Genomic DNA, 24348 nt, shown 5'->3' on the forward strand with positions numbered 1-24348 from the left:
CGCGAACTACCGTCCGCAGTTCTACTTCCGCACCACCGACGTGACCGGCACCGTGACCCTGCCGGAAGGCACCGAGATGGTGATGCCGGGCGACAACCTGAAGTTCGGTGTTGAGCTGATCGCTCCGATCGCGATGGAAGATGGTCTGCGTTTCGCCATCCGTGAAGGCGGCCGTACCGTCGGCGCCGGCGTCGTGTCCAAAATCATCGAGTAATCAGGTCTCCTGATACTGGATGGAAAGGGCCTCCCTCGGGAGGCCCTTTTTCTGTGCGTGGCAGAGGGAAGGGGCGCGCGGCACGAGCGCGCTGTGCTTTTGGCTGTCTGTCGAATGCGTGCCAAAGCCTACAAAGCCTCCAGCGGAGCTTCGAACGGAAGCAGCCAGAATATTGGCAAGGAGCAGGAAAATGGGGGGGGGCGACGGAAACCCAGTTGCAAGCCGGGGGGGAGGCGGCGCGGCGAGCTGACGTCAGCCGGTTTGGACGCTACCTTTCACTGCGGCATCGGCCGCATCGGTGATTTCCTCAAGCGAGGCTTCCAGGCTCTGACGCAGGGCCTCCACCTCATCGTCCGTCGGCTTTTTCGGCACTTCGTCGCGCCATTCCTGGCACATCAGCACGCCGCGCGAGAAGGGCAAGGGGAGCATCTGTTGATCCCAGGTCGGCAGTTTGAGCACTTTGCGTTCAGCAAAGGCCACCGTGAAGACCCGGCAGCCGGTCATCCGCGCCCAGACGATGGGCACGGTGGAAGACACCCGCGCCGGCCCGCGCGGCCCGTCGGCGGCAATCCCGATCGAGCAGCCCTCCCGGGTGCGGCGCAGGACTTCGCGTGACAGGGCTACATGGCGCTTGTGGCTCGACATCGGGATTGTCTCGAATCCAAGCCGCACCAGGATCTGCCCCGCCAGTCGCCCGGCCCGTGCCGAGGAGGTCAGCGCGCAGATACGTCCCAGCGAGGTGTCGAACAGGTAAGGTGCCATGATCAGCCGCTGGTGCCAGAGAACGAAGATCACCGGCTCGCCGCGGCGCACGCAAGCGTCCATCTCCTCAAAACCGCTGCGCCGCCACCGGGATGTCCGAAAGGCGAATCGCACGTAGCCGGCAAGCAGCCCCTCGACGGTGCGATTGAAACGCGGACTGTCGGCTATCTTCTTTCTCAGGCTCACGGGAGGCTGCTCTTTCTGTTGGTGGCGGTCGGGCCGGGGTCAACCGGGCCGGTTTTGCCCCGTCATACTGCATGGCCGGGCCGGGGCAAAGCCCGGCACCGGTGGAGGTTGCAGTTGCTGGCAGAAAATCCGTTTTTCCCTCTTGCCACCAGTGCGTCGCTGCCGTAGGACATGCCGCACCACAGGGGTATAGCTCAGTTGGTAGAGCGACGGTCTCCAAAACCGTAGGTCGCGGGTTCGAACCCTGCTGCCCCTGCCATTTCCCACAGATGCGAATTGCGTCCGCCCTCGGTCATCATGCCGAGGCAGCCTGCGATGCGATGTCGAGATGATCCGCCGCTTGCCCGTTGAGGTAGCGTGCGAAGACCGCATCAAAGCCTGCTTCCACCTGACGACATTGTCTTTCGGCGCAAAACAGGGGAGCCAGGGCCTGCTGATCCAGAAGCTTGTTGCGCAGGGCCTGCAGCGCGTCCGGATCAGCCGCGAGCGTCGCGGCCTTGGATTCGTAATCCGCATCGTCCGAGGCGATCAGTTCGCCCAAGCCGGCGGCCTGAAGCAAGCTTGCGCCGGTGCGGGCGGCGTATTGCTGTCCAGCCAGCGTGAGGACCGGCAGACCGGCTGCGAGGGCGGCGCGTACCGCGGTGCCTGCGTTCACGACAAAGGTATCGAGAAACAGATCCGCCACAGCCAGCCTGTCTTCGGATGCAGCCGCAGCGGTGCTGGCGGCAAAGATCAGGCGGTCGGGGTCAACACCGCGCTTGGCTGCGGCACGGCGCAGGTTGGACGTCGCGTGATCATTGGCTTCCAACAGCCACAGGCTGCTGTCCGGGGCCTTGGCGAGCACGCGCATCCAGATGTCGAACACCCGCGGCGTGATCTGGCTGAAGTTGGCAAAGCTGCAGAAGACGGCTCCGGTTTCCGGCAGGCCGTGTTCCGCGCGACGCTGCGCGAGGGTCTCGGGGTTGCGCGCTGCCGGACGTGCGGTAATCGCGCTATGTCCTACGGGCAGGCGCAGGAGATGCTCGCTGTGAAAGCGTTCGCTGCCGGGTGGGCAGGTGGTCGCATCGCCCAGCAGATAGTCAAATGCCGCGGTGCCTGACGTGCCAGGGTAACCCGGCCACGCGACATGCAGGGGCGCGAGCCGTTCAGTGAACAAGCGGGCGCGGGCCGTCGTGGCGCTGCCGCTGAGGTCGATCGCGATGTGAAGGTGCTGCTGTCGTGCTGCCTTTGCGACCTGGGCAGGCGCTTGGCCGCCGCAGTCATGCACCTTGAGGCCCAGGTTCTGAAACCCCTCACGCGTCGCTTCGTCCAGGCAGCCGCCATGCGCAAACACCAGCACCTCAAAGCGTTGCGCATCATGGGCCGCCAGCATCTTGCCGTGACTCATCAGCACTTGGGGGCCTTGCGAGCTGACGAAGAAATATCCCAGCCGCACGCGCTCGGGGCGCTGCTCGGGTCGGGCGTGGGACAGGGGCGGCAGGGTAGGCAGCTGATCGCTGGCGAAGGCCTGCGCACGGATCCGCAGCAGGTCCGGGTTGTCCTCCATCTGCATCAGCGCACTGGGCTCACACCCGGCGCCGCGCAGACCCAGCAGGCGACGGTGGCTGTCGTATTCCGCAACCCAGCGCCAATCGTTCATCGCCGCCAGCGCAACGAGACGCTGGGTGCGGGCCGGATCATGGGCCGGGTTTTCCTGCAGGATCCTGTCAAAGCAGGGCAGCGCCCGGGCGGGCTCACCCGCCTCCAGGTGCAGCAGGCCGAGCTGGTAATGCGCCTCGGTCAGGGCAGGGTTCAGCGTGGCGGCCTGATCGAACAGCGCCTTGGCGTCCTCCGTCTGCCCCAGTAGCAGATACAGTTTCGCGAGCTCGGCATGCAGCGAGGCATCCTCCGGCGCCAGCGCAACGGCATTGCGCAGATGTGCCGCCGCTGCGGTCGTGCGCCCCTGAGTGGTCAGCGCCTCGGCCAGGCTGCGCAGGGCCAGCAGGCAGGCCGGGTCCAGCGTCAGAGCTTCTTCGTAAAGACGGACCGCCGTGTCCAGCTGTCCGCGGGCCATGTGGACGCGGCCCATCGCTGCGTGGGTGCTGGCGACCCGCGGGTCGATGCCAAGCGCCCTGTTCAGGCAGGTGGCGGCATTGTCCAGATGCCCGGCAGCGAGGTGACAGCGGCCGAGGAAATCCCATAGGAAGTGCGATTCGCGAAACGTCTTGAGCAACGCGCCGCAGCTTTCCGCAGCCTCGAAATGCTGACCCGCGGCCAGGGCTTCCTCCAGTTCCGCCCGGGTGTCTTCGGAGGGTTCGCGCTGCTCGCGCAGCCGGTCACGCAGCGAGGTCAGGGCTTGCGACGCGCGCGCGTTCTTGGGGTTGCGGGCCAAGATCCCCGAATAGGCGAGGACCGCATTCTCGAGCTTGGCATCCCGTTCGAATTGTTCCGCTTGGGAGAGGGAATAGGCTGGTGTCATGGCATCCGATCTCATCAAATCCGCGAGTGTTGGGCCGTCGTGCCGGTGGTGCGGCGCGGCCGGGCTGTCGTCCGTTCTGTCGCAAGTGGATTAAAATTGGATTGACCGGGCGCGCGCTGGCGGGGCTGCCGTTGCACAGGGCTTGAATTCACCGCCTGCAGGCGTTAAATCGCCAACACTGCTAGCAGAGAGATCCCCCCAGCATGGCGACTATTAATCCAGTTCAGTTTATCCAGCAGGTTCGTGCCGAAGTGTCGAAGGTCGTTTGGCCGACCCGGCGTGAGGTGCTGCTGACCACGGTCATGGTCTTCATCATGGCGGCGCTTACGGCGGTGTTTTTTGCGCTGGTCGATCTCTTGATCCGCTTTGGCCTTCAGGGGCTTCTGGGGATGTTCAGCTAAGCCTGCGGCAGTATTACGGCTCCGGCCCGCACCAGCCGCGCGGCACTTGATCTTGGCGGCAATGGGCGGTACGTGAGCGGGAACTATTGAGGCGGGCGTGCAGCGATTCGGTTTGCACGCCGCTTTTTGTTGAAGAGCGCAGCATTTGCTGCAACGTATGAACAGGCAGCGGCGCGGCATTTGCCGGCCCGGCAGAACAAGGACGACGGTTCATGGCGAAACGGTGGTATTCGGTCAGCGTTCTTTCGAACTTCGAAAAGAAAATCGCAGAGCAGATCCGCACCTCGGTCGCTGAACAGGGCCTTGAGGACGAAATCGACGAGGTACTGGTCCCCACCGAAGAGGTGATCGAGATCCGCCGCGGCAAGAAGGTCTCGACCGAGCGCCGTTTCATGCCCGGCTACGTGCTGGTGCACATGGAAATGTCCGACCGCGGCTACCACCTGATCTCCTCGATCAACCGCGTCACGGGCTTCCTCGGCCCGCAGGGCCGCCCGATGCCGATGCGCGATGCCGAGGTGCAGGGCATCCTGGGCCGCGTCGAGGAAGGCGTCGAGGCACCGCGCACCCTGATCACCTTCGAGGTGGGCGAGAAGGTCAAGGTCAACGACGGCCCGTTCGAGGATTTCGACGGCATGGTCGAAGAGGTCGACGACGACAACCAGAAGCTCAAGGTCACCGTGTCCATCTTTGGCCGCGAAACCCCGGTGGAGCTGGACTTTACTCAGGTCACCAAACAGGGGTGATTGGCAGCGGGCAGGTTGCCCGCTCTACGGAATTTGAAGCGCCGCGTTGGGTTCAACGCGGCGTTTTTTGTTTGCGGGGCGGGTGGACTTCCGCCGGGATTTCGCCGATGGCAGCTTTGCGGCGGATGGCGCAAAGCCATCGGCCGGTGTCAATTTCGCAGCGGTCTGTTGTGCAGGAGCGGCCGCTTGCCGGTCAGAAGTCGGCAGACCGCCCTGGCAGAGGCGTCCGTGGCCCTGTCGCGGTAGGCGGCGATGTTGGAAGGGGTGCGGAACAGCAGGGTGGCATTTTCGATCACGAGCACCGCGGCGTCCACCTCGTCTTCGGGCACCATATCGCGCGCGATGCGGGTCAGATCATCCCGAAGCGCTGCGACATGGTTCCGCACAAGGTCCATATGCCCGGCCGCCAGCTGCAGATAGGCGTGGAAAAGTTTGGGATTGGCGTCGAAGCTGCTCCGCTTGATCCGGAGGATGGACAGAACCCATTGTTCGAGCCTTGCCTCCGCATCGTCCTCGGCCGCTGCCGCCTGCCGTGACGCGGCCTCGACCTCTTCAAACCACCTGGCCACCAATGCGCGCACCAGATCTGCCTTGGTCGGGTAGAAGGCGTGGACATAGGATTGCGACATGCCGAGGCGCTGGGCAAGGTCGGACAGCACCAGCCTGCGGCCGTCCGAGGCTTGCAGCTGGGCCTCGGCCTCGGCAATCAGCCGCGCCCTGATCTTCTCCGCATCGGGTTTGGGTCTTGCCACTTAGATCCACCGTCTCGTTGTTCGGGCATAATCATCGTATGCGGCACCGAAGGCGGCCCGCATCCGGCGTTCCTCGTGCGGGATGTACCAGTACATTGCGGTCAGAAGAAAAGCCAGCGGCGCAGCAAGCGCGCACCAGGTGTTGACGTAGAAGGCGGCTCCCACGAGCAGCAGGAAAAAGCCCAGGTACATCGGGTTGCGGCTGTAGCGGAACGGGCCGTCGGTGATCAGATCCTGCGGTTGCCGGAACGTGTGTATCTCGGCCTTTTTCCGTTTGAAATGCCAGGAGCCCCAAAACAGCGCCGTCAGGCCAAGGGCAATTGGAATGTCCCAGGGCATCGCGGCATCGGCGCGCATCACCAGCGAGTCCGGGTGAAGCAGGCTCAATGGCATCAGGCACAGGAGCAGGAGAAGAAACAGCACGGGCGGGATCAGTCGGGTCATTGGGGGTCTCCATTGTTTAATAATAAGAATTAGCATTTATTATTTATTCCGGACAAGAGGGTTTGGCCCGCCGGCCGCCGCTGATGCCGCGCCGCCACTTGCCAATCCCACCAATCCCCTGTAAACGCCGCCTCTATCGTCTTCGGGCGAGATTCTCTCGTGGGAGATGGACGGGTCGCGACCCTGACGTCCGACCACGCAACACACACCGGGCAGGACGCGTCTTGTCCTCGTTGAAAGGAAAACCAAATGGCTAAGAAGCTTGTTGGTTCGATGAAGCTGCAGGTTCCTGCAGGTCAGGCAAACCCCTCTCCGCCGGTTGGCCCCGCTCTGGGTCAGCGCGGCATCAACATCATGGAATTCTGCAAGGCGTTCAACGCCAAGACCGCAGACATGGAGCCCGGCGCGCCGTGCCCGACCGTGATCACCTACTATCAGGACAAGTCCTTCACCATGGACATCAAGACGCCGCCCGCGTCTTACTACCTGAAGAAGGCTGCCAAGATTAAATCCGGCGCGAACAACCCGTCGCGCGAGACCGTCGGCACCGTGACCGTGGCCCAGGTGAAAGAAATCGCCGAAGCCAAGATGAAAGATCTGAACGCCAACGACATCGACGCGGCAATGCAGATCATCCTGGGCTCTGCCCGCTCCATGGGCATCGAGGTGAAGTAAGATGGCAAAGCTCGGTAAACGTACCCGCGCGGCGCGCGAAGCTTTCGCTGGCAAGGAAAACCTGTCCGTGGAAGAAGCTGTTGCCCTGATCAAGGCCAACGCCAACGCCAAGTTCGACGAGACCGTCGAAATCGCCATGAACCTGGGCGTCGACACCCGCCACGCAGACCAGATGGTCCGCGGCGTGGTCGGCCTGCCGAACGGCACCGGCAAGGCGATGCGTGTTGCTGTCTTCGCCCGTGGCGCCAAGGCTGACGAAGCCAAGGAAGCCGGTGCAGACATCGTCGGCGCCGAAGACCTGATGGAAACCATCCAGGGCGGCACCATCGAGTTCGATCGCTGCATCGCGACCCCGGACATGATGCCGGTCGTTGGCCGTCTGGGCAAAATCCTGGGCCCGCGCAACCTGATGCCGAACCCCAAAGTCGGCACCGTGACCATGGACGTGAAAGCGGCCGTGGAAGCAGCCAAGGGCGGTGAAGTCCAGTTCAAGGCAGAAAAAGGCGGCGTTGTGCACGCAGGCGTCGGCAAAGCGTCCTTCGACGAAGCCAAGCTGGTCGAAAACATCCGCGCCTTCGTGTCGGCCGTGGCCAAGGCCAAGCCGACCGGTGCCAAGGGTGCCTACATGAAGAAAATCAACCTCTCCTCGACCATGGGTCCGGGCGTCACGGTTGATGTCGACAACGCGGTCAGCGAGTAATCGCGACATAACGCGACTGCTATGTAGGGGCGTCCCGGTCGGGGCGCCCTTTTTTCATGGACATGGGGCTGTGCGCAGGGTCTATCTTGGCGCCAGAAGACTAGCGACATGAAGGTCGATATGAGGCAGCCCGCGAGCAACAGACTCCTGATCTATGCGCCTGTGCCCCTGTACCGGGTGGGCGAACAGTTGTTTCTGGAGGACCAGGCGCGGGTAGGGCTGCGTTTGTGGGCGGATAATTTCGCCACCGTCGCGGCGATGATGCCGGTCATTGATGCGCCGCCGCCAGAGGGGTGGAGCCCCTACGCGGCGGGCCACATCGATCGCGTGGTCCTGCACCCGCTGCCCTGCGCTTATACCCCGTTGCGGTTTGCCCGGTGTCTCGGTCCGACACGGGCGCGGATCGCGGCGTTGATCGATGAGGCCGACATCCTGTCTTTTGCCATCGGTGGGCTGTTTGGCGACTGGGGTGCGGTGGCGAGTTTCGTGGCGCATGGCACAGACCGTCCCTTTGCCGTCTGGACGGATCGTGTCGAAAGTGCCGTGACGCGGCTGACAGCGGCCAGCGGGTCGTTCAAGACCCGGCTGCGCAAGCGCCTGACCGCGGGGCCGATGTGGCAGCTGGAGAAGGCAGTCATTCGCCGCGCCGCCGTGGGGCTGTTTCATGGCCGGGACACCTATGACACCTACGCCCCGTTCTGCCGCAACCCCAAGGTCGTGCATGACATTCTGCTGGACCGCAGTCTGCAGATCACGGAGGAGGACTTCGCGGCCAAGCAGCGCGCGACCGGGCAGGGACCGCTGCAGATCGTTTATGCGGGTCGGGCAGACGACATGAAGGGGCCGCTGGAGTGGCTCGAGGTCTTGGCGCAGCTGAAGGCTGGGGGCGTGGACTTTCGCGCGCGCTGGCTGGGCGATGGCCCCATGTTGGCAGACATGCGGCGCGCGGCCGGGCAGGCGGGGATCGATGAGGTCGTTGCGATGCCCGGTTTCGTGGCAGATCGCGAAGCGGTGATTGCGGCTCTGCGGCAGGCGCATCTGTTTGTCTTCTGTCACAAGACGCCGGAAAGCCCGCGCTGCCTGATCGAGGCGTTGATGTCCGGCACGCCGATCGTAGGCTATGACAGCGCGTACGCGCGTGAGCTGGTTGAAGGCTTTGGCGGCGGTCGATTTGTTGCAAACGGCAGCGTTGCAGCACTCGCAGATGTAATTTCCGACCTGTCGCACGCGCGTGGGGCCTTGCTGGACCTTCAACGGGCAGCGCGCCGGGACGGGCAGCGGTTTGACCAGGACAGTGTCTTCCGGGACCGGAGCGAGATCCTGAAGCAGGCGCTTGCCGCTTGAGTGCAGGTTGACCGGCCCTGACCGTGGGCTTCGAGGTCGCGGTGCCACGCACTGCGCCTGGAAGGCTTCCGGAGCCGTTTTGGGTAGGGGTGTTTTTGCCCTTGGAAAAGCGCTCGAATAGGACTATCCACGGCCTTGAGATAAAGCGTGCGATTCGTCGTGCGCTTTATTTCATTTCGTCCAAGATGGTGGGTGGCCTCTCGATCGGGCCTTAATTTCCCTCCTGAGACGGGTAAGACCATGAAGATCGAGGGTTTTCATTCCCTCGGGCGGATTTGGCTGATCCCGTAAAACGGACCTGAACGCCGGTTCCTCGGAATCGGCAAACATGAGCCGGGATGCGAGAGCATCCCTAACTTGGAGAGAACTGTGGATAGAGCCCAGAAAGAGAAAGTGGTCGAGGAACTCGGCCAGATCTTCGAAAGCTCTGGCGTCGTGGTGGTTGCTCACTACGCCGGTCTGACAGTTGCCGAGATGCAGGATCTGCGCGCACGTGCTCGTGACGCGAACAGCTCCGTGCGTGTTGCCAAAAACAGGCTCGCCAAAATCGCCCTCGAGGGTAAGCCGTGTGAAAGCATGTCTGACCTGCTGACAGGGATGACCGTTCTGACCTACTCCGAAGATCCCGTGTCCGCCGCCAAGGTGGCCGAGGATTTCGCCAAGGAAAACAAAAAGTTTGAGATCCTTGGTGGTGCAATGGGTGAGAACGCTCTGGACCGCGCAGGCGTTGAAGCCGTGTCGAAAATGCCCTCCCGTGACGAGCTTATCGCTCAGATCGCAAGCATGCTCGGCGCACCTGCTTCCAACATCGCCGGCGCAATTGGCGCACCTGCAAGCAACATCGCAAGCATCCTTTCGACCATCGAAGAGAAGGCGGAAGCTGCGTAAGCGGTTGGCACTGAATGACTGGCGTGGGGCTGAAGCCCGCACGTTGGAACACACATACTGTAAACGGAAAGAGCTGATACAATGGCTGATCTGAAAGCACTCGCAGAAAGCATCGTGGGTCTGACCCTGCTGGAAGCACAAGAACTGAAAACCATCCTGAAAGACGAATACGGCATCGAGCCCGCAGCAGGCGGCGCGGTTGTCATGGCAGCTGGCGGCGACGCTGGCGGTGCAGCCGAAGAAGAAAAGACCGAATTCGACGTCGTTCTGAAGAACGCTGGCGCCTCCAAGATCAACGTGATCAAGGAAGTTCGCGGCATCACCGGCCTGGGTCTGAAAGAAGCCAAGGAACTGGTCGAAGCCGGCGGCAAGATCAAAGAAGGCGTGGACAAAGCCGAAGCAGAAGACATCAAAGGCAAGCTGGAAGCAGCTGGCGCCGAAGTCGAGCTGGCCTAAGTCCTGCAACTGGTGCATTTCAGGTGCATCGGAATTTTGGCTGGGTCCGGAGTTTTCCGGGCCCAGCCGAACCTGTCTTAGAAAGGGCCCTTGCGAGGGTGCTTTTTCAGGCGAGGTTCAAGGGATCGGGAGGCTACCTTCGGGACGGTGGCCATGAATTGATCCGAACGCGCTGTCTCGTATGGGCAAGGTGCCGGGGCCCGGCGGCATCCTTGACCGGTGAGAACTCGGAAAGGTGACATCTGACATGGCTCAATCGTTCCTTGGCCAGAAACGTCTACGTAAATATTACGGCAAGATCCGCGAAGTGCTGGAAATGCCGAACCTCATCGAGGTGCAGAAATCGTCCTACGACCTTTTCCTGCGCTCCGGTGACGCCGATGAGCCGCTGGACGGCGAAGGCATCAAGGGGGTCTTCCAGTCGGTTTTCCCGATCAAGGACTTCAACGAAACCTCCGTTCTGGAGTTCGTGAAATACTCGTTCGAGAAGCCGAAATACGACGTCGAAGAGTGCATGCAGCGCGACATGACCTATTCGGCGCCGCTGAAGGTCACCCTGCGGCTGATCGTATTTGATGTTGACGAGGACACCGGTGCCAAGTCGGTCAAGGACATCAAGGAACAGGATGTCTTCATGGGCGACATGCCCCTGATGACCCCGAACGGCACCTTCATCGTCAACGGCACCGAGCGCGTGATCGTGTCCCAGATGCACCGCTCGCCGGGCGTGTTCTTCGACCACGACAAGGGCAAGACCCATTCTTCGGGCAAGCTGCTGTTTGCCTGCCGCATCATCCCGTACCGCGGCTCCTGGCTGGACTTTGAATTCGACGCCAAGGACATCGTCTACGCCCGTATCGACCGTCGCCGCAAACTGCCGGTGACAACCCTGCTCTATGCCCTCGGCCTGGACCAGGAAGGCATCATGGATGCCTATTACGATACCGTGCACTACAAGCTGGAGAAATCCCGCGGTTGGGTCACGCCGTTCTTCCCGGAGCGCGTGCGCGGCACCCGTCCGACCTACGACCTGGTCGATGCGGCAACCGGTGAAATCATCTGCGAAGCGGGCAAGAAAGTCACGCCGCGGGCCGTCAAGAAGATGATCGAGGAAGGCTCCATCACCGAGCTGCTGGTTCCCTTCGATCACATCGTCGGCAAATTCGTCGCCAAGGACATCATCAACGAAGAAACGGGCGCGATCTATGTCGAGGCCGGCGATGAGCTGACCCTGGAATACGACAAGGACGGCGAACTGATCGGCGGTTCCCTGAAGGAACTGCTGGACGCGGGCATCACCGACATTCCGGTGCTGGACATCGACAACGTCAACGTCGGTCCCTACATGCGCAACACCATGGCGCAGGACAAGAACATGTCCCGCGAAACCGCGCTGATGGACATCTACCGCGTGATGCGCCCGGGCGAGCCGCCCACCGTCGAGGCCGCCTCCGCGCTGTTCGACACCCTGTTCTTCGATTCCGAGCGCTATGACCTCTCGGCCGTGGGCCGCGTGAAGATGAACATGCGCCTGGCACTCGATGCCGAGGACACCCAGCGCACCCTGCGCAAGGAAGACATCGTTGCCTGTATCAAGGCGCTGGTCGACCTGCGTGATGGCCGCGGCGACGTCGACGACATCGACCACCTCGGCAACCGTCGTGTCCGCTCCGTTGGCGAACTGATGGAAAACCAGTACCGCGTCGGCCTGCTGCGCATGGAGCGTGCGATCAAGGAGCGGATGTCCTCCGTCGAGATCGACACCGTGATGCCGCAGGATCTGATCAACGCGAAACCGGCTGCGGCCGCGGTGCGCGAATTCTTCGGCTCCTCGCAGCTGTCGCAGTTCATGGACCAGACCAACCCGCTGTCCGAAGTGACCCACAAACGCCGTCTCTCGGCGCTTGGCCCGGGCGGTCTGACCCGCGAACGCGCAGGCTTCGAGGTGCGCGACGTTCACCCGACCCACTATGGCCGGATGTGCCCGATTGAAACGCCGGAAGGCCCGAACATTGGTCTGATCAACTCGCTCGCCACCTTCGCGCGGGTGAACAAGTACGGCTTCATCGAAACCCCCTACCGGGTTGTGAAGGACGGGCAGGTCACCGATGAGGTGCACTACATGTCCGCGACCGAGGAAATGCGTCACACGGTGGCGCAGGCGAACGCCAACCTCGACGAGAACAACCGTTTCGTGAACGACCTCGTGTCGACCCGCCAGTCGGGCGACTACACGCTGGCACCGAACGAAAGCGTCGACCTCATCGACGTCAGCCCGAAGCAGCTGGTTTCGGTTGCGGCCTCGCTTATCCCGTTCCTCGAAAACGACGACGCCAACCGCGCTCTGATGGGCTCGAACATGCAACGTCAGGCGGTTCCGCTGCTGCGGGCCGAGGCGCCGCTGGTCGGCACCGGCATCGAAGGCAAGGTTGCGATCGACTCCGGCGCGGCCATCCAGGCCAAGCGTGCGGGCATCATCGACCAGGTCGACGCGCAGCGTATCGTGATCCGCGCCACCGAGGATCTCGAGCTTGGTGATGCGGGCGTTGACATCTACCGTCTGCGCAAGTTCCAGCGCTCCAACCAGAACACCACCATCAACCAGAAGCCTCTGGTCAAGGTGGGCGACAAGGTTGTCAAGGGCGAGGTCATCGCCGACGGTCCGTCGACCGACATGGGCGAACTGGCTCTGGGCAAGAACGTGGTCGTCGCGTTCATGCCGTGGAACGGTTACAACTACGAAGACTCCATCCTGATCTCCGAGCGCATCGCGCGTGACGACGTCTTCACCTCGGTTCACATCGAGGAATTCGAAGTCGCCGCCCGTGACACCAAGCTCGGCCCGGAAGAGATCACCCGCGACATCCCCAACGTCGGCGAGGAAGCCCTGCGCAACCTCGACGAGGCGGGCATCGTTTACATCGGTGCCGATGTGGAGCCGGGCGACATTCTGGTCGGCAAGATCACTCCGAAGGGCGAAAGCCCGATGACCCCGGAAGAGAAGCTGCTGCGCGCCATCTTCGGCGAAAAAGCATCTGACGTGCGCGACACCTCGCTGCGCGTGAAGCCGGGCGATTACGGTACCGTGGTCGAGGTGCGCGTCTTCAACCGCCACGGCGTCGAGAAAGACGAACGTGCGCTGCAGATCGAGCGTGAGGAAGTCGAGCGTCTGGCCCGTGACCGGGACGACGAGCTGGCGATCCTGGACCGCAACATCTACGCGCGCCTGCGCTCGATGCTGGTCGGCAAGATCGCGGTGAAGGGTCCGAAAGGCGTGCGCGCCGGTACCGAGATCACCGAGGAGCTGCTCGACAGCCTGAGCCGTGGTCAGTGGTGGATGCTGGCGCTGGAAGACGAGCAGGACGCCCAGGTCGTCGAGGCCCTGAACGAGCAGTACGAGGCGCAGAAGCGCGCCCTGGATGCCCGTTTCGAGGACAAGGTCGAGAAGGTCCGTCGTGGCGACGACCTGCCGCCGGGCGTGATGAAGATGGTCAAGGTCTTCATCGCGGTGAAGCGCAAGCTGCAGCCGGGCGACAAGATGGCTGGTCGTCACGGGAACAAGGGTGTGATCTCGAAAGTGGTGCCGATGGAGGACATGCCGTTCCTCGCCGACGGTACCCCGGTCGACTTCTGCCTCAACCCGCTGGGCGTGCCGTCGCGGATGAACGTTGGTCAGATCCTCGAAACCCACATGGGCTGGGCCGCACGCGGTCTGGGCATCAAGGTGGACGAGGCGTTGCAGGAATATCGCCGGTCCGGCGACCTGACCCCGGTGCGCGAAGCGATGCATCACGCCTATGGCGACGATGTCTACGACGAAGGCATCGCCAACATGTCCGAAGAGGAACTGGTGGAAGCGGCAAGCAACGTCACCCGTGGTGTGCCGATCGCGACCCCGGTCTTCGACGGCGCCAAGGAAGACGATGTGAATGACGCGCTGGTGCGGGCGGGCTTTGACAAGTCCGGTCAGTCGATCCTGTTCGACGGTCGCACCGGTGAGCAGTTCGCACGTCCGGTCACCGTGGGCATCAAGTACCTGCTGAAACTGCATCACCTGGTGGACGACAAGATCCACGCGCGTTCCACAGGCCCGTACTCGCTGGTTACCCAGCAGCCGCTGGGTGGTAAGGCGCAGTTCGGTGGTCAGCGCTTCGGTGAGATGGAGGTCTGGGCTCTGGAAGCCTATGGCGCCGCCTACACCCTGCAGGAGATGCTCACCGTGAAATCGGATGACGTCGCCGGCCGGACCAAGGTCTATGAGTCGATCGTCAAGGGCGAGGACAACTTCGAGGCGGGCGTTCCCGAGAGCTTCAACGTTCTCGTGAAGGAAGTCCGCGGCCTCGGCCTGAATATGGAACTCCTGGATGCGGAGGTTGAGGAGTAAGGGCCCCGCGCCCTTCTCCCGCTCCCCCCTTCCGCAAGATTTGAGGTATCAAAATGAACCAGGAAATCACCAACAACCCGTTCAACCCGCTGACGCCGCCGAAGGTCTTTGACGAAATCAAAGTCTCGCTGGCCAGCCCGGAACGGATCCTGTCTTGGTCCTATGGCGAAATCAAAAAGCCCGAGACCATCAACTACCGGACCTTCAAGCCCGAGCGCGACGGCCTGTTCTGCGCCCGGATCTTTGGCCCGATCAAGGACTACGAATGCCTGTGCGGCAAGTATAAGCGGATGAAGTACCGCGGCGTCGTCTGCGAAAAGTGCGGCGTCGAGGTTACCCTGCAGAAAGTGCGCCGCGAGCGCATGGGCCACATCGAACTGGCGGCACCGGTTGCACACATCTGGTTCCTGAAGTCGCTGCCGTCCCGCATCGGCCTGATGCTGGACATGACCCTGCGCGATCTGGAGCGGGTCCTGTACTTTGAAAACTACGTCGTCATCGAGCCGGGCCTGACCGACCTGACCTATGGTCAGATGATGACCGAAGAAGAGTACATGGATGCTCAGGACCAGTACGGCATGGACGCCTTCACCGCCAACATCGGCGCCGAGGCAATCCGTGACATGCTGGCCCAGATCGACCTGGAATCAGAAGCCGAGCAGCTGCGCGCCGAACTGGCCGAAGCGACCGGCGAACTGAAGCCCAAGAAGATCATCAAGCGTCTGAAAGTCGTGGAATCCTTCCTCGAGTCGGGCAACCGTCCGGAATGGATGATCATGACCGTGATCCCGGTCATCCCGCCGGAACTGCGCCCGCTGGTGCCGCTGGACGGTGGCCGCTTCGCGACCTCCGACCTGAACGACCTGTACCGCCGCGTCATCAACCGGAACAACCGTCTGAAGCGTCTGATCGAGCTGCGCGCGCCGGACATCATCGTCCGCAACGAAAAGCGGATGCTGCAGGAATCCGTGGACGCGCTGTTCGACAACGGCCGCCGCGGCCGCGTCATCACCGGTGCCAACAAGCGTCCGCTGAAGTCGCTGTCCGACATGCTGAAAGGCAAGCAGGGCCGCTTCCGTCAGAACCTTCTGGGTAAGCGCGTCGACTTCTCCGGCCGTTCGGTCATCGTGACCGGTCCCGAGCTGAAGCTGCACCAGTGCGGCCTGCCCAAGAAGATGGCGCTTGAACTGTTCAAGCCCTTCATCTACTCGCGTCTGGAGGCCAAGGGCCTTTCCTCGACCGTGAAGCAGGCGAAGAAGCTGGTCGAGAAAGAGCGTCCCGAAGTCTGGGATATTCTGGATGAGGTGATCCGCGAACACCCGGTGATGCTGAACCGCGCACCGACGCTGCACCGTCTGGGCATCCAGGCGTTCGAACCCACGCTGATCGAAGGTAAAGCCATCCAGCTGCACCCGCTGGTCTGCTCGGCGTTCAACGCGGACTTCGACGGTGACCAGATGGCTGTGCACGTCCCGCTGAGCCTCGAGGCACAGCTGGAAGCGCGCGTCCTGATGATGTCGACGAACAACGTTCTGTCGCCCGCAAACGGCGCGCCGATCATCGTTCCTTCGCAGGATATGATTCTGGGTCTTTACTATGTGACCCTGGAACGCGAAGGCATGCCGGGCGAAGGCAAGATCTTCGGCACGATCGAGGAAGTCGAGCACGCGCTGAATGCCGGTGAAGTGCACCTGCACTCCAAGATCACCGCGCGGATTCCGCAGATCGACGAGGAAGGCAACGAGGTTCTCAAGCGTTTTGAGACCACCCCGGGCCGTGTCCGTCTGGGCGCGCTGCTGCCCAAGAACGCCAAGGCGCCCTTCGAGCTGGTCAACCGTCTGCTGCGGAAGAAAGAAGTTCAGCAGGTCATCGACACCGTCTACCGCTACTGCGGTCAGAAGGAGTCGGTCATCTTCTGTGACCAGATCATGACCATGGGCTTCCGCGAAGCGTTCAAGGCCGGCATCTCCTTCGGCAAGGACGACATGGTGATCCCGGACAACAAGTGGTCGCTGGTCGATGAGACACGCGAACAGGTGAAGGACTTCGAACAGCAGTACATGGACGGCCTGATCACTCAGGGCGAAAAGTACAACAAGGTTGTCGATGCCTGGTCGAAGTGTAACGACAAGGTCACCGAAGCGATGATGGGCACCATCTCCGCTGACAAGCGGGACGAGAACGGCGCCGTGATGGAGCCGAACTCGGTCTACATGATGGCCCACTCCGGTGCGCGTGGCTCGGTTACCCAGATGAAGCAGCTGGGCGGCATGCGCGGCCTGATGGCCAAGCCGAACGGCGACATCATCGAGACCCCGATCATCTCGAACTTTAAAGAAGGCCTGACCGTTCTGGAGTACTTCAACTCCACCCACGGTGCCCGTAAGGGTCTGTCGGATACCGCGCTTAAGACGGCGAACTCGGGTTACCTGACCCGTCGTCTGGTGGACGTGGCGCAGGACTGCATCGTGCGCGAGCACGACTGTGGCACCGAGCGTGCGATCACCGCGGAAGCGGCCGTGAACGATGGTGAGGTCGTGGCGTCCCTGGGTGAGCGTATCCTGGGCCGTGTCGCCGCCGACGACATCAAGCGTCCCGGCACCGACGAGATCATCGTCGCCGCAGGCCAGCTCATCGATGAGCGCATGGCGGATGCTGTGGAAGAGGCCGGCGTTCAGTCGACCCGTATCCGCTCGCCGCTGACCTGTGAAAGCGAAGAGGGCGTCTGCGCCATGTGCTACGGTCGTGACCTGGCGCGCGGTACGCAGGTGAACACCGGCGAGGCCGTCGGCATCATCGCGGCGCAGTCGATCGGTGAACCTGGCACGCAGCTGACGATGCGGACCTTCCACATCGGCGGTGTTGCGCAGGGTGGCCAGCAGTCGTTCCTGGAAGCCTCGCAGGAAGGCAAGATCGTCTTCGAGATGCCGCAGACGCTGGAAAACGCCAACGGCGAAGTTCTGGTTGTCGGCCGCAACATGAAGCTGATCATCCAGGACGAACACGGCGAGGAACGCGCCAGCCACAAGCTGGGCTACGGCTCCAAGCTGTTCGTCAAGGAAGGCCAGCAGGTCAGCCGCGGCGACAAGCTGTTCGAATGGGACCCCTATACCCTGCCGATCATCGCCGAGAAGCCGGGTACCGCGAAGTATGTCGACCTGATCTCGGGCCTCGCCGTGCGCGACGAGACCGACGAAGCCACCGGCATGACCCAGAAGATCGTGATCGACTGGCGTGCGGCGCCCAAGGGCTCTGACCTCAAGCCGGAGATCATCCTGGTGGACAGCAACGGTGAGCCGGTGCGCAACGACGCCGGTAACCCGCTGACCTACCCGATGTCCGTGGACGCCATCCTGTCGGTCGAAGACGGCCAGCAGATCATGGCAGGTGACGTTGTCGCGCGTATCCCGCGTGAAGGCGCCAAGACCAAGGACATTACCGGCGGTCTGCCGCGGGTTGCGGAACTGTTCGAAGCCCGCCGTCCGAAGGATCACGCGATCATCGCCGAAATCGATGGTTACGTGCGCTTTGGTCGCGACTACAAGAACAAGCGCCGCATCTCGATCGAGCCGGTCGACGACACGCTGGAGCCCGTCGAATACATGGTGCCCAAGGGCAAGCACATTCCGGTTCAGGAAGGTGACTTCGTTCAGAAGGGCGACTACATCATGGACGGTAACCCGGCGCCGCATGACATCCTGTCCATCATGGGTGTCGAGGCACTGGCGAACTACATGATCGACGAGGTTCAGGACGTCTATCGCCTGCAGGGTGTGAAGATCAACGACAAGCACATCGAGGTGATCGTTCGCCAGATGCTGCAGAAGTGGGAGATCTCCGACTCCGGCGACACCACCCTGCTGAAGGGTGAACATGTCGACAAGCAGGAGTTCGACGCCGCAAATGAGAAGGCGCTGGCCCGCGGCAAGCGTCCGGCTCAGGGCGAACCGATCCTGCTCGGCATCACCAAGGCGTCGCTGCAGACTCGTTCCTTCATCTCGGCGGCCTCCTTCCAGGAGACCACCCGCGTTCTCACCGAGGCATCGGTGCAGGGCAAGAAGGACAAGCTGGTCGGCCTCAAGGAGAACGTCATCGTTGGCCGCCTGATCCCGGCCGGTACCGGTGGTGCGACCCAGCGCGTGCGCCAGATCGCCCAGAGCCGCGACAACGTGGTGCTGGAAGCCCGCCGCGAAGAGGCCGAGGCAGCCGCAGCGCTGGCTGCGCCGGTCATGGACGACGTGGCCGACGACAGCGACCTGGACAACCTGGTGGAAACGCCGGAAAGCCGGGATTGATCCGCGCCTGACATGAATTGAAGAAGCCCCCGCATGGCGACATGCGGGGGCTTTTTCTTTGCCCCGGCAGGGCGACAGCGTCCTGATTTTCGCGGCTCCCGCTTGCATAATTCCAAGGAGCGGCCTTTGATGCGAAAGCTGGGGCGGCGCAATTCTTCTGGCCTGGACCTGGCAGATCTTTTCAAACCGGGGGCGACGCCCGCCGCCGATCTGGCGGTCGGCTGGCACGCCACAGCAACGGGGGCGCCGAGATGACGGCCAACCAGACCGGGGCGCTGCTGATGTGCGTCAGCATGGCGGCCTTCACGTTCAACGATGCGCTGGTCAAACTGGTGGGCGCGTCCCTGCCGCTGCCGCAGATCCTGACCATTCGCGGATTGGCGGCGAGCTTCCTAATCTATCTCCTGGCGCGGAACCTGGGCAGCCTGCGGATGCGATTGTCTCGCCGGGCGTGGGCGATGATTGCCTTGCGCAGCCTGTGCGAGGTCGGCGCGACCTACCTGTTCCTGACGGCGCTGCTGCGGATGCCGATTGCCAACATCACCGCGGTTCTCCAGGTGCTGCCGTTGTCGGTCACCCTGGGGGCGGCGCTGCTGTTCTCCGAACCGGTCGGCTGGCGCAGGATGGCCGCCATCGTCGCCGGTTTCTGCGGTATGCTGCTGATCGTGCGACCGGGGCCGGATGGTTTCAGCGACGGTGCCCTGTTTGCCCTTGGCGCGGTGGCCTTCGTGACCGCGCGCGATCTGGTCACGCGCCGGATGCCGCCCGAGGTGCCGTCGATGACCGTGACCTTCTGCGCGTCGCTTTCGGTTCTGGCCTTTGGGGCGATCAGCTCGGTCACGGTTGACTGGCAACCGGTGAGCGGCGACCAACTGTTGGTCCTGATGGCCGCGGCCTTCTTCATCTTCGGCGGCTACCTGTGCTCGGTGATGACGATGCGGGTCGGGGAAATCGCCGTGATCGCACCGTTGCGGTATACCGGGTTGTTGTGGGCGCTGCTGCTGGGCTGGGCGGTGTTTGGCGAATGGCCGGACGCGGTGACGATGACGGGCGCCGGAATCGTCGCCGCCGCGGGGCTGTTCACCCTGTACCGGGATCGACGGATCGCGCGGCGTCGCACCGCCTAGGCATCGCGGAAGATGGTGCGCACCGAGTCGGTCCGGATGCCGAAGATCGTGGCGAACTCCTGTTCCTGCTGGGCCGTCAACGGCGCCACCTCAACAGGCTTTGCGCCGCTCTGGCGTGAGTCGTTGTAGCCATTGTGGCTGCGCACCCACATCGGCACATCGCTGAAGGTCAGCGTCGGCATATGATGGTGGATCTTGTGGTGGGCGAAGTTCATGATCGTCCGGCGGGTTCCTCCGGCCGCATACATCCCGAGCGCGGCCGTCGCATAGGGGTTTACGGTCGCGGTTGCGCGGATCCCGTCTGCTCCGAACTCGGCGATGTAGCCGCGATTGAAATCGATGGCGGCCATCGGCGTCTTTTCCAACAGCGTGGCACAGTCACGTGCCGTTTCGCGCAACCGCTCGACGAACTCAGCCGCCACAGCATCGTCATCGTCCAGCCGGAACTGCAGGCAGGGCTGATCCCGGTCCTTGCGCGCGCCGTTCAGAAGATCCTTCATGACATCCCTGTGCCGACGCGGCGGTTCCGCATGGATCCGAACCTGCGGCAGGTCCGCGGTCAGATCGTGCAGCCGGTCGCGGTGGTGCCGGGGCAGGCTTTCGCCGATCACCACCAGCATGTCGAACTCGGGGTCGCTCTGTTTGCGCAGGCAGGGCAGTGTGACGGCCTCGAACAGCCGAAACCGCTCCTCCATGCGGGCATCGGAATAGAGGTAGGCGATCCGCTCCTCAATGGTTTCATGCACCACCTGGAACCCGCCGAGGGCCGGGTAGGAGAACCGACACAATCCAATGACTTGCATGCTGAAAATCCATATCTTCACAAAGGCTGTGGCAGTGACTATGGCGGTGCGGCGACAGGCTGGCAACCGCGCCCGGCGGTCGGCGACCATGGGTTGTCGGTGCCACCTGTTGACAACATCCGCGACTCCCCATATACGCCCGCTTATCCGGCACCCGGAGTGTATCTCCGAAAGCCGAATTCAAAATTGCAGTGGCTCAAGAACCGGGCACTTTTACCACCCGGTTCCTCTGTAAACACACCGCGTCGTCTCACCTCGGAATGGGAGCGATTGCGGTTTTTGCGCTTGTGGACGCATAAGTGCAACAGAATAACCCGCACGCGCCGGCGTGCATGACATGTTGCGAAACGGGGAATACCTGAATGCCAACGATCCAACAGCTGATCCGCAAGCCGCGTCAGCCGAAACGCAAAGTTTCGAAGTCCCAGCACCTCGAGCAGTGCCCGCAGAAACGCGGCGTCTGCACCCGCGTGTACACCACCACTCCGAAGAAGCCGAACTCCGCTATGCGGAAAGTTGCGAAGGTGCGCCTGACCAACGGTTACGAAGTGATCTCCTACATCCCTGGTGAAAGCCACAACCTTCAGGAGCACTCCGTGGTCCTGATCCGCGGCGGCCGGGTGAAAGACCTTCCGGGTGTCCGTTACCACATCCTGCGCGGTGTTCTGGATACCCAGGGCGTCAAAGACCGTAAGCAGCGCCGCTCGAAGTACGGCGCGAAGCGTCCTAAGTAAGAAGGAGAGAGCGAGATGTCCCGTCGTCACGCCGCAGAAAAACGCGAAGTCCTGCCCGACGCCAAGTTCGGTGACCGCGTTCTGACCAAATTCATGAACAACCTGATGATCGATGGCAAGAAATCGGTCGCAGAGCGTATCGTGTACAACGCGTTTGACCGCGTTGAAGCCAAGATCAAGCGCGCGCCCGTGGAAGTGTTCCACGAAGCGCTGGACAACGTGAAACCCTCCGTCGAGGTCCGCTCCCGCCGTGTTGGTGGTGCAACCTACCAGGTGCCGGTTGAAGTGCGTCCCGAGCGTCGCGAAGCGCTGGCAATCCGCTGGCTGATCACCGCCGCGCGCGGCCGCAACGAGAACACCATGGAAGAGCGCCTCGCAGGCGAGCTGCTGGACGCCGTCCAGTCCCGTGGTACCGCGGTCAAGAAGCGCGAAGACACCCACAAAATGGCCGAGGCAAACAAAGCCTTCAGCCATTACCGCTGGTAAGCTAGGGGGCTTAGACCTATGGCACGCGAATATCCGCTCGAACTATACCGTAACTTCGGTATCATGGCGCACATCGACGCAGGTAAGACCACCTGCTCCGAGCGCATCCTGTTCTACACCGGCAAATCCCACAACATCGGTGAGGTGCACGACGGTGCAGCCACCATGGACTGGATGGAGCAGGAGCAGGAACGCGGCATCACCATCACCTCGGCTGCGACCACCACGTTCTGGGAACGCACCGAAGACGGTAAGACTGCCGATTCTCCGAAGCACCGCCTGAACATCATCGACACCCCCGGCCACGTTGACTTCACCATCGAAGTTGAGCGTTCGCTGGCGGTTCTCGACGGTGCCGTCTGTGTTCTGGACGCCAACGCTGGTGTTGAACCCCAAACCGAAACCGTGTGGCGTCAGGCTGACCGCTACAAGGTTCCGCGTATGGTATTCGTCAACAAGATGGACAAGATCGGCGCTGACTTCTTCAACTGCGTTCGCATGATCGAAGACCGCACCGGCGCGCGCGCTGTTCCGGTCGGTATCCCGATCGGTGCCGAGAACGAGCTGGAAGGCCTGATCGACCTGGTCACCATGGAAGAATGGCTGTGGCAGGGCGAAGACCTCGGCGCAAGCTGGGTCAAGGCACCGATCCGCGACAGCCTGAAGGACATGGCTGAAGAGTGGCGCGGCAAGATGATCGAAGCGGCCGTCGAGCAAGACGACGACGCGATGATGGAATACCTGGAAGGCAACGAGCCCGACGTGCCGACCCTGCGCAAACTGCTGCGCAAGGGCACCCTGGCGCTGAACTTCGTTCCGGTTCTGGGCGGTTCCGCGTTCAAGAACAAAGGTGTGCAGCCGCTGCTGAACGCCGTGATCGACTATCTGCCCAGCCCGCTGGACGTTGTTGATTACATGGGCTTCAAGCCGGGTGACGAGAACGAAGAGCGTAACATCGCCCGCCGTGCGGACGACGACATGCCCTTCGCAGGTCTGGCGTTCAAGATCATGAACGACCCCTTCGTCGGCTCCCTGACCTTCACCCGGATCTACTCCGGCGTGATGAACAAGGGCGACACCCTGCTGAACTCGACCAAGGGCAAGAAAGAGCGCGTTGGCCGGATGATGATGATGCACTCGAACAACCGTGAGGAAATCACGGAAGCGTTCGCGGGCGACATCATCGCGCTGGCAGGCCTGAAGGACACCACCACCGGTGACACCCTCTGCGCCGTCAACGACCCGGTCGTTCTGGAAACCATGACCTTCCCCGATCCGGTGATCGAGATCGCGGTTGAGCCGAAAACCAAGGCCGACCAGGAGAAGATGTCCCAGGGTCTGGCCCGTCTGGCCGCCGAAGACCCGTCCTTCCGCGTCGAAACCGACCTAGAGTCCGGTCAGACCATCATGAAGGGCATGGGCGAACTTCACCTCGACATCCTGGTGGACCGCCTGAAGCGCGAGTTCAAGGTTGAGGCGAACATCGGTGCGCCGCAGGTGGCCTACCGTGAGACCATCTCGAAGCCGATCGAGCACACCTACACCCACAAGAAACAGTCGGGTGGTTCGGGTCAGTTCGCGGAAGTCAAGCTGGAGATCCAGCCGACCGAGCCGGGCGAAGGTTATTCCTTCGAATCCCGCATCGTCGGTGGCGCGGTGCCGAAGGAATACATCCCCGGCGTCGAAAAGGGCATCCAGTCCGTCATGGACTCCGGTCCGCTGGCAGGCTTCCCGGTCATCGACTTCAAAGTTGCCCTGATCGACGGTAAGTTCCACGACGTGGACTCCTCGGTTCTGGCCTTTGAAATCGCATCCCGCATGTGCATGCGCGAAGGTCTGAAGAAGGCCGGCGCGAAACTGCTCGAGCCGGTGATGAAGGTCGAGGTGATCACCCCGGAAGAATACACCGGTGGCATCATCGGCGACCTGACCTCCCGTCGTGGTCAGGTGTCCGGCCAGGAGAACCGCGGCAACGCGATCGCCATCGACGCCTTCGTGCCGCTGGCGAACATGTTCGGCTACATCAACACCCTGCGTTCGATGAGCTCGGGCCGCGCCCAGTTCACCATGCAGTTCGATCACTACGATCCGGTGCCGCAGAACATCTCGGAAGAGATCCAGGCGAAATACGCGTAAGCGTCAAGACTTTGAGGGGTTCGCGGCATCCGCGGGCTCCTCTCGAAACAAAAGGAGGCCATCATGGCTAAGGAAAAGTTTGAACGTAATAAACCGCACGTCAACATCGGCACCGTTGGCCACGTTGACCACGGCAAAACCACGCTGACCGCAGCGATCACCAAATACTTCGGTGACTTCAAAGCCTACGACCAGATCGACGGCGCACCGGAAGAGAAAGCCCGCGGCATCACCATCTCCACCGCCCACGTGGAATATGAAACCGAAGCGCGTCACTACGCGCACGTCGACTGCCCCGGCCACGCCGACTACGTGAAGAACATGATCACCGGTGCGGCCCAGATGGACGGCGCCATC

General features: G+C 62.3%; 19 protein-coding genes, 1 tRNA gene and 1 pseudogene. 16 read left to right on the plus strand and 5 right to left on the minus strand.

The genetic code is table 11. The features are described from left to right. Positions 1 to 214: pseudogene (tuf, locus tag AB9K35_RS00300) on the plus strand (elongation factor Tu); the annotation flags it as partial. A gap of 252 nt (positions 215 to 466) precedes the next feature. On the opposite strand, the gene AB9K35_RS00305 reads toward tuf, so the two are convergent. Further along, positions 467 to 1162 (minus strand): lysophospholipid acyltransferase family protein, encoded by a 696-nt coding sequence (locus AB9K35_RS00305; protein WP_369923937.1) that lies wholly within the window; start codon positions 1160 to 1162, stop codon positions 467 to 469. Positions 1163 to 1345: 183 nt separating this feature from the next. Here AB9K35_RS00305 and AB9K35_RS00310 point away from each other — a divergent pair. Next, positions 1346 to 1421: transfer RNA gene (locus AB9K35_RS00310), tRNA-Trp, on the plus strand. 36 nt (positions 1422 to 1457) lie between these two features. Here AB9K35_RS00310 and AB9K35_RS00315 read toward each other — a convergent pair. Beyond that, positions 1458 to 3620, minus strand: a complete 2163-nt coding sequence (locus AB9K35_RS00315) for a tetratricopeptide repeat protein (RefSeq protein ID WP_369923938.1) — start codon at positions 3618 to 3620, stop codon at positions 1458 to 1460. A gap of 203 nt (positions 3621 to 3823) precedes the next feature. Here AB9K35_RS00315 and secE point away from each other — a divergent pair, with 203 nt between their 5' ends. Together secE and nusG are read left to right on the plus strand one after the other, a co-directional pair. After that, positions 3824 to 4021, plus strand: coding sequence for a preprotein translocase subunit SecE (gene secE, locus AB9K35_RS00320; RefSeq protein ID WP_222456138.1), 198 nt, complete (start codon positions 3824 to 3826; stop codon positions 4019 to 4021). A gap of 212 nt (positions 4022 to 4233) precedes the next feature. Further along, on the plus strand, positions 4234 to 4767 hold the full coding sequence (nusG, locus tag AB9K35_RS00325; protein WP_222456137.1) for a transcription termination/antitermination protein NusG: 534 nt from the start codon (positions 4234 to 4236) through the stop codon (positions 4765 to 4767). 149 nt (positions 4768 to 4916) lie between these two features. Here the strand turns inward: nusG and AB9K35_RS00330 are convergent, their stop codons facing one another. Both AB9K35_RS00330 and AB9K35_RS00335 read right to left on the minus strand, forming a co-directional pair. Beyond that, on the minus strand, positions 4917 to 5519 hold the full coding sequence (locus AB9K35_RS00330; RefSeq protein WP_369923939.1) for a hypothetical protein: 603 nt from the start codon (positions 5517 to 5519) through the stop codon (positions 4917 to 4919). Beyond that, entirely contained in the window at positions 5520 to 5963 is a 444-nt protein-coding gene (locus AB9K35_RS00335) for an isoprenylcysteine carboxylmethyltransferase family protein (RefSeq protein WP_369923940.1), read from the minus strand. 249 nt (positions 5964 to 6212) lie between these two features. On the opposite strand from AB9K35_RS00335, the gene rplK reads away from it, so the two are divergent. The 8 genes from rplK (at position 6213) to AB9K35_RS00375 (ending at position 19832) form a co-directional block, all read left to right on the plus strand. Next, positions 6213 to 6638 (plus strand): 50S ribosomal protein L11, encoded by a 426-nt coding sequence (gene rplK / locus AB9K35_RS00340; RefSeq protein WP_222456135.1) that lies wholly within the window; start codon positions 6213 to 6215, stop codon positions 6636 to 6638. 1 nt (position 6639) lies between these two features. Next, positions 6640 to 7338, plus strand: a complete 699-nt coding sequence (gene rplA, locus AB9K35_RS00345; RefSeq protein WP_222456134.1) for a 50S ribosomal protein L1 — start codon at positions 6640 to 6642, stop codon at positions 7336 to 7338. A 108-nt stretch (positions 7339 to 7446) separates the two neighbouring features. Continuing rightward, the gene (locus tag AB9K35_RS00350) at positions 7447 to 8682 is read left to right on the plus strand and encodes a glycosyltransferase (RefSeq protein WP_369923941.1); all 1236 of its coding nucleotides are present in this window, start codon (positions 7447 to 7449) and stop codon (positions 8680 to 8682) included. Between the two features lie 369 nt (positions 8683 to 9051). Beyond that, positions 9052 to 9570, plus strand: coding sequence for a 50S ribosomal protein L10 (gene rplJ, locus AB9K35_RS00355; protein ID WP_369923942.1), 519 nt, complete (start codon positions 9052 to 9054; stop codon positions 9568 to 9570). Positions 9571 to 9651: 81 nt separating this feature from the next. Beyond that, the gene (rplL, locus tag AB9K35_RS00360) at positions 9652 to 10026 is read left to right on the plus strand and encodes a 50S ribosomal protein L7/L12 (protein ID WP_008559766.1); all 375 of its coding nucleotides are present in this window, start codon (positions 9652 to 9654) and stop codon (positions 10024 to 10026) included. Between the two features lie 247 nt (positions 10027 to 10273). Continuing rightward, on the plus strand, positions 10274 to 14410 hold the full coding sequence (rpoB, locus tag AB9K35_RS00365) for a DNA-directed RNA polymerase subunit beta (RefSeq protein ID WP_222456131.1): 4137 nt from the start codon (positions 10274 to 10276) through the stop codon (positions 14408 to 14410). A 53-nt stretch (positions 14411 to 14463) separates the two neighbouring features. After that, the gene (rpoC, locus tag AB9K35_RS00370) at positions 14464 to 18705 is read left to right on the plus strand and encodes a DNA-directed RNA polymerase subunit beta' (protein WP_222456130.1); all 4242 of its coding nucleotides are present in this window, start codon (positions 14464 to 14466) and stop codon (positions 18703 to 18705) included. A gap of 251 nt (positions 18706 to 18956) precedes the next feature. Beyond that, positions 18957 to 19832 carry a DMT family transporter gene (locus AB9K35_RS00375; protein WP_369923944.1) on the plus strand — a complete coding sequence of 292 codons (876 nt, stop codon included), beginning with the start codon at positions 18957 to 18959 and terminating at the stop codon, positions 19830 to 19832. Here AB9K35_RS00375 and AB9K35_RS00380 read toward each other — a convergent pair. Then, complete coding sequence (locus tag AB9K35_RS00380) at positions 19829 to 20635, minus strand: putative rhamnosyl transferase (RefSeq protein ID WP_369923946.1); 807 nt, start codon at positions 20633 to 20635, stop codon at positions 19829 to 19831. The two genes, AB9K35_RS00375 and AB9K35_RS00380, sit on opposite strands and share 4 nt — an antisense overlap. A gap of 362 nt (positions 20636 to 20997) precedes the next feature. Here AB9K35_RS00380 and rpsL point away from each other — a divergent pair, with 362 nt between their 5' ends. The 4 genes from rpsL to AB9K35_RS00400 all read left to right on the plus strand — a co-directional run. Then, positions 20998 to 21369 carry a 30S ribosomal protein S12 gene (gene rpsL, locus AB9K35_RS00385; RefSeq protein WP_019298617.1) on the plus strand — a complete coding sequence of 124 codons (372 nt, stop codon included), beginning with the start codon at positions 20998 to 21000 and terminating at the stop codon, positions 21367 to 21369. A 15-nt stretch (positions 21370 to 21384) separates the two neighbouring features. Then, the gene (gene rpsG, locus AB9K35_RS00390; RefSeq protein ID WP_039134851.1) at positions 21385 to 21855 is read left to right on the plus strand and encodes a 30S ribosomal protein S7; all 471 of its coding nucleotides are present in this window, start codon (positions 21385 to 21387) and stop codon (positions 21853 to 21855) included. Positions 21856 to 21873: 18 nt separating this feature from the next. Next, positions 21874 to 23991: an elongation factor G gene (gene fusA / locus AB9K35_RS00395; RefSeq protein WP_222456127.1), complete on the plus strand. Its 2118-nt coding sequence runs from the start codon at positions 21874 to 21876 to the stop codon at positions 23989 to 23991. A gap of 63 nt (positions 23992 to 24054) precedes the next feature. Next, positions 24055 to 24348 (plus strand): GTP-binding protein (locus AB9K35_RS00400; protein WP_369923947.1); only part of this gene is annotated, 294 nt, incomplete at its 3' end.

The organism is Leisingera sp. XS_AS12 (genome assembly GCF_041224635.1).
Classification (GTDB): domain Bacteria; phylum Pseudomonadota; class Alphaproteobacteria; order Rhodobacterales; family Rhodobacteraceae; genus Leisingera.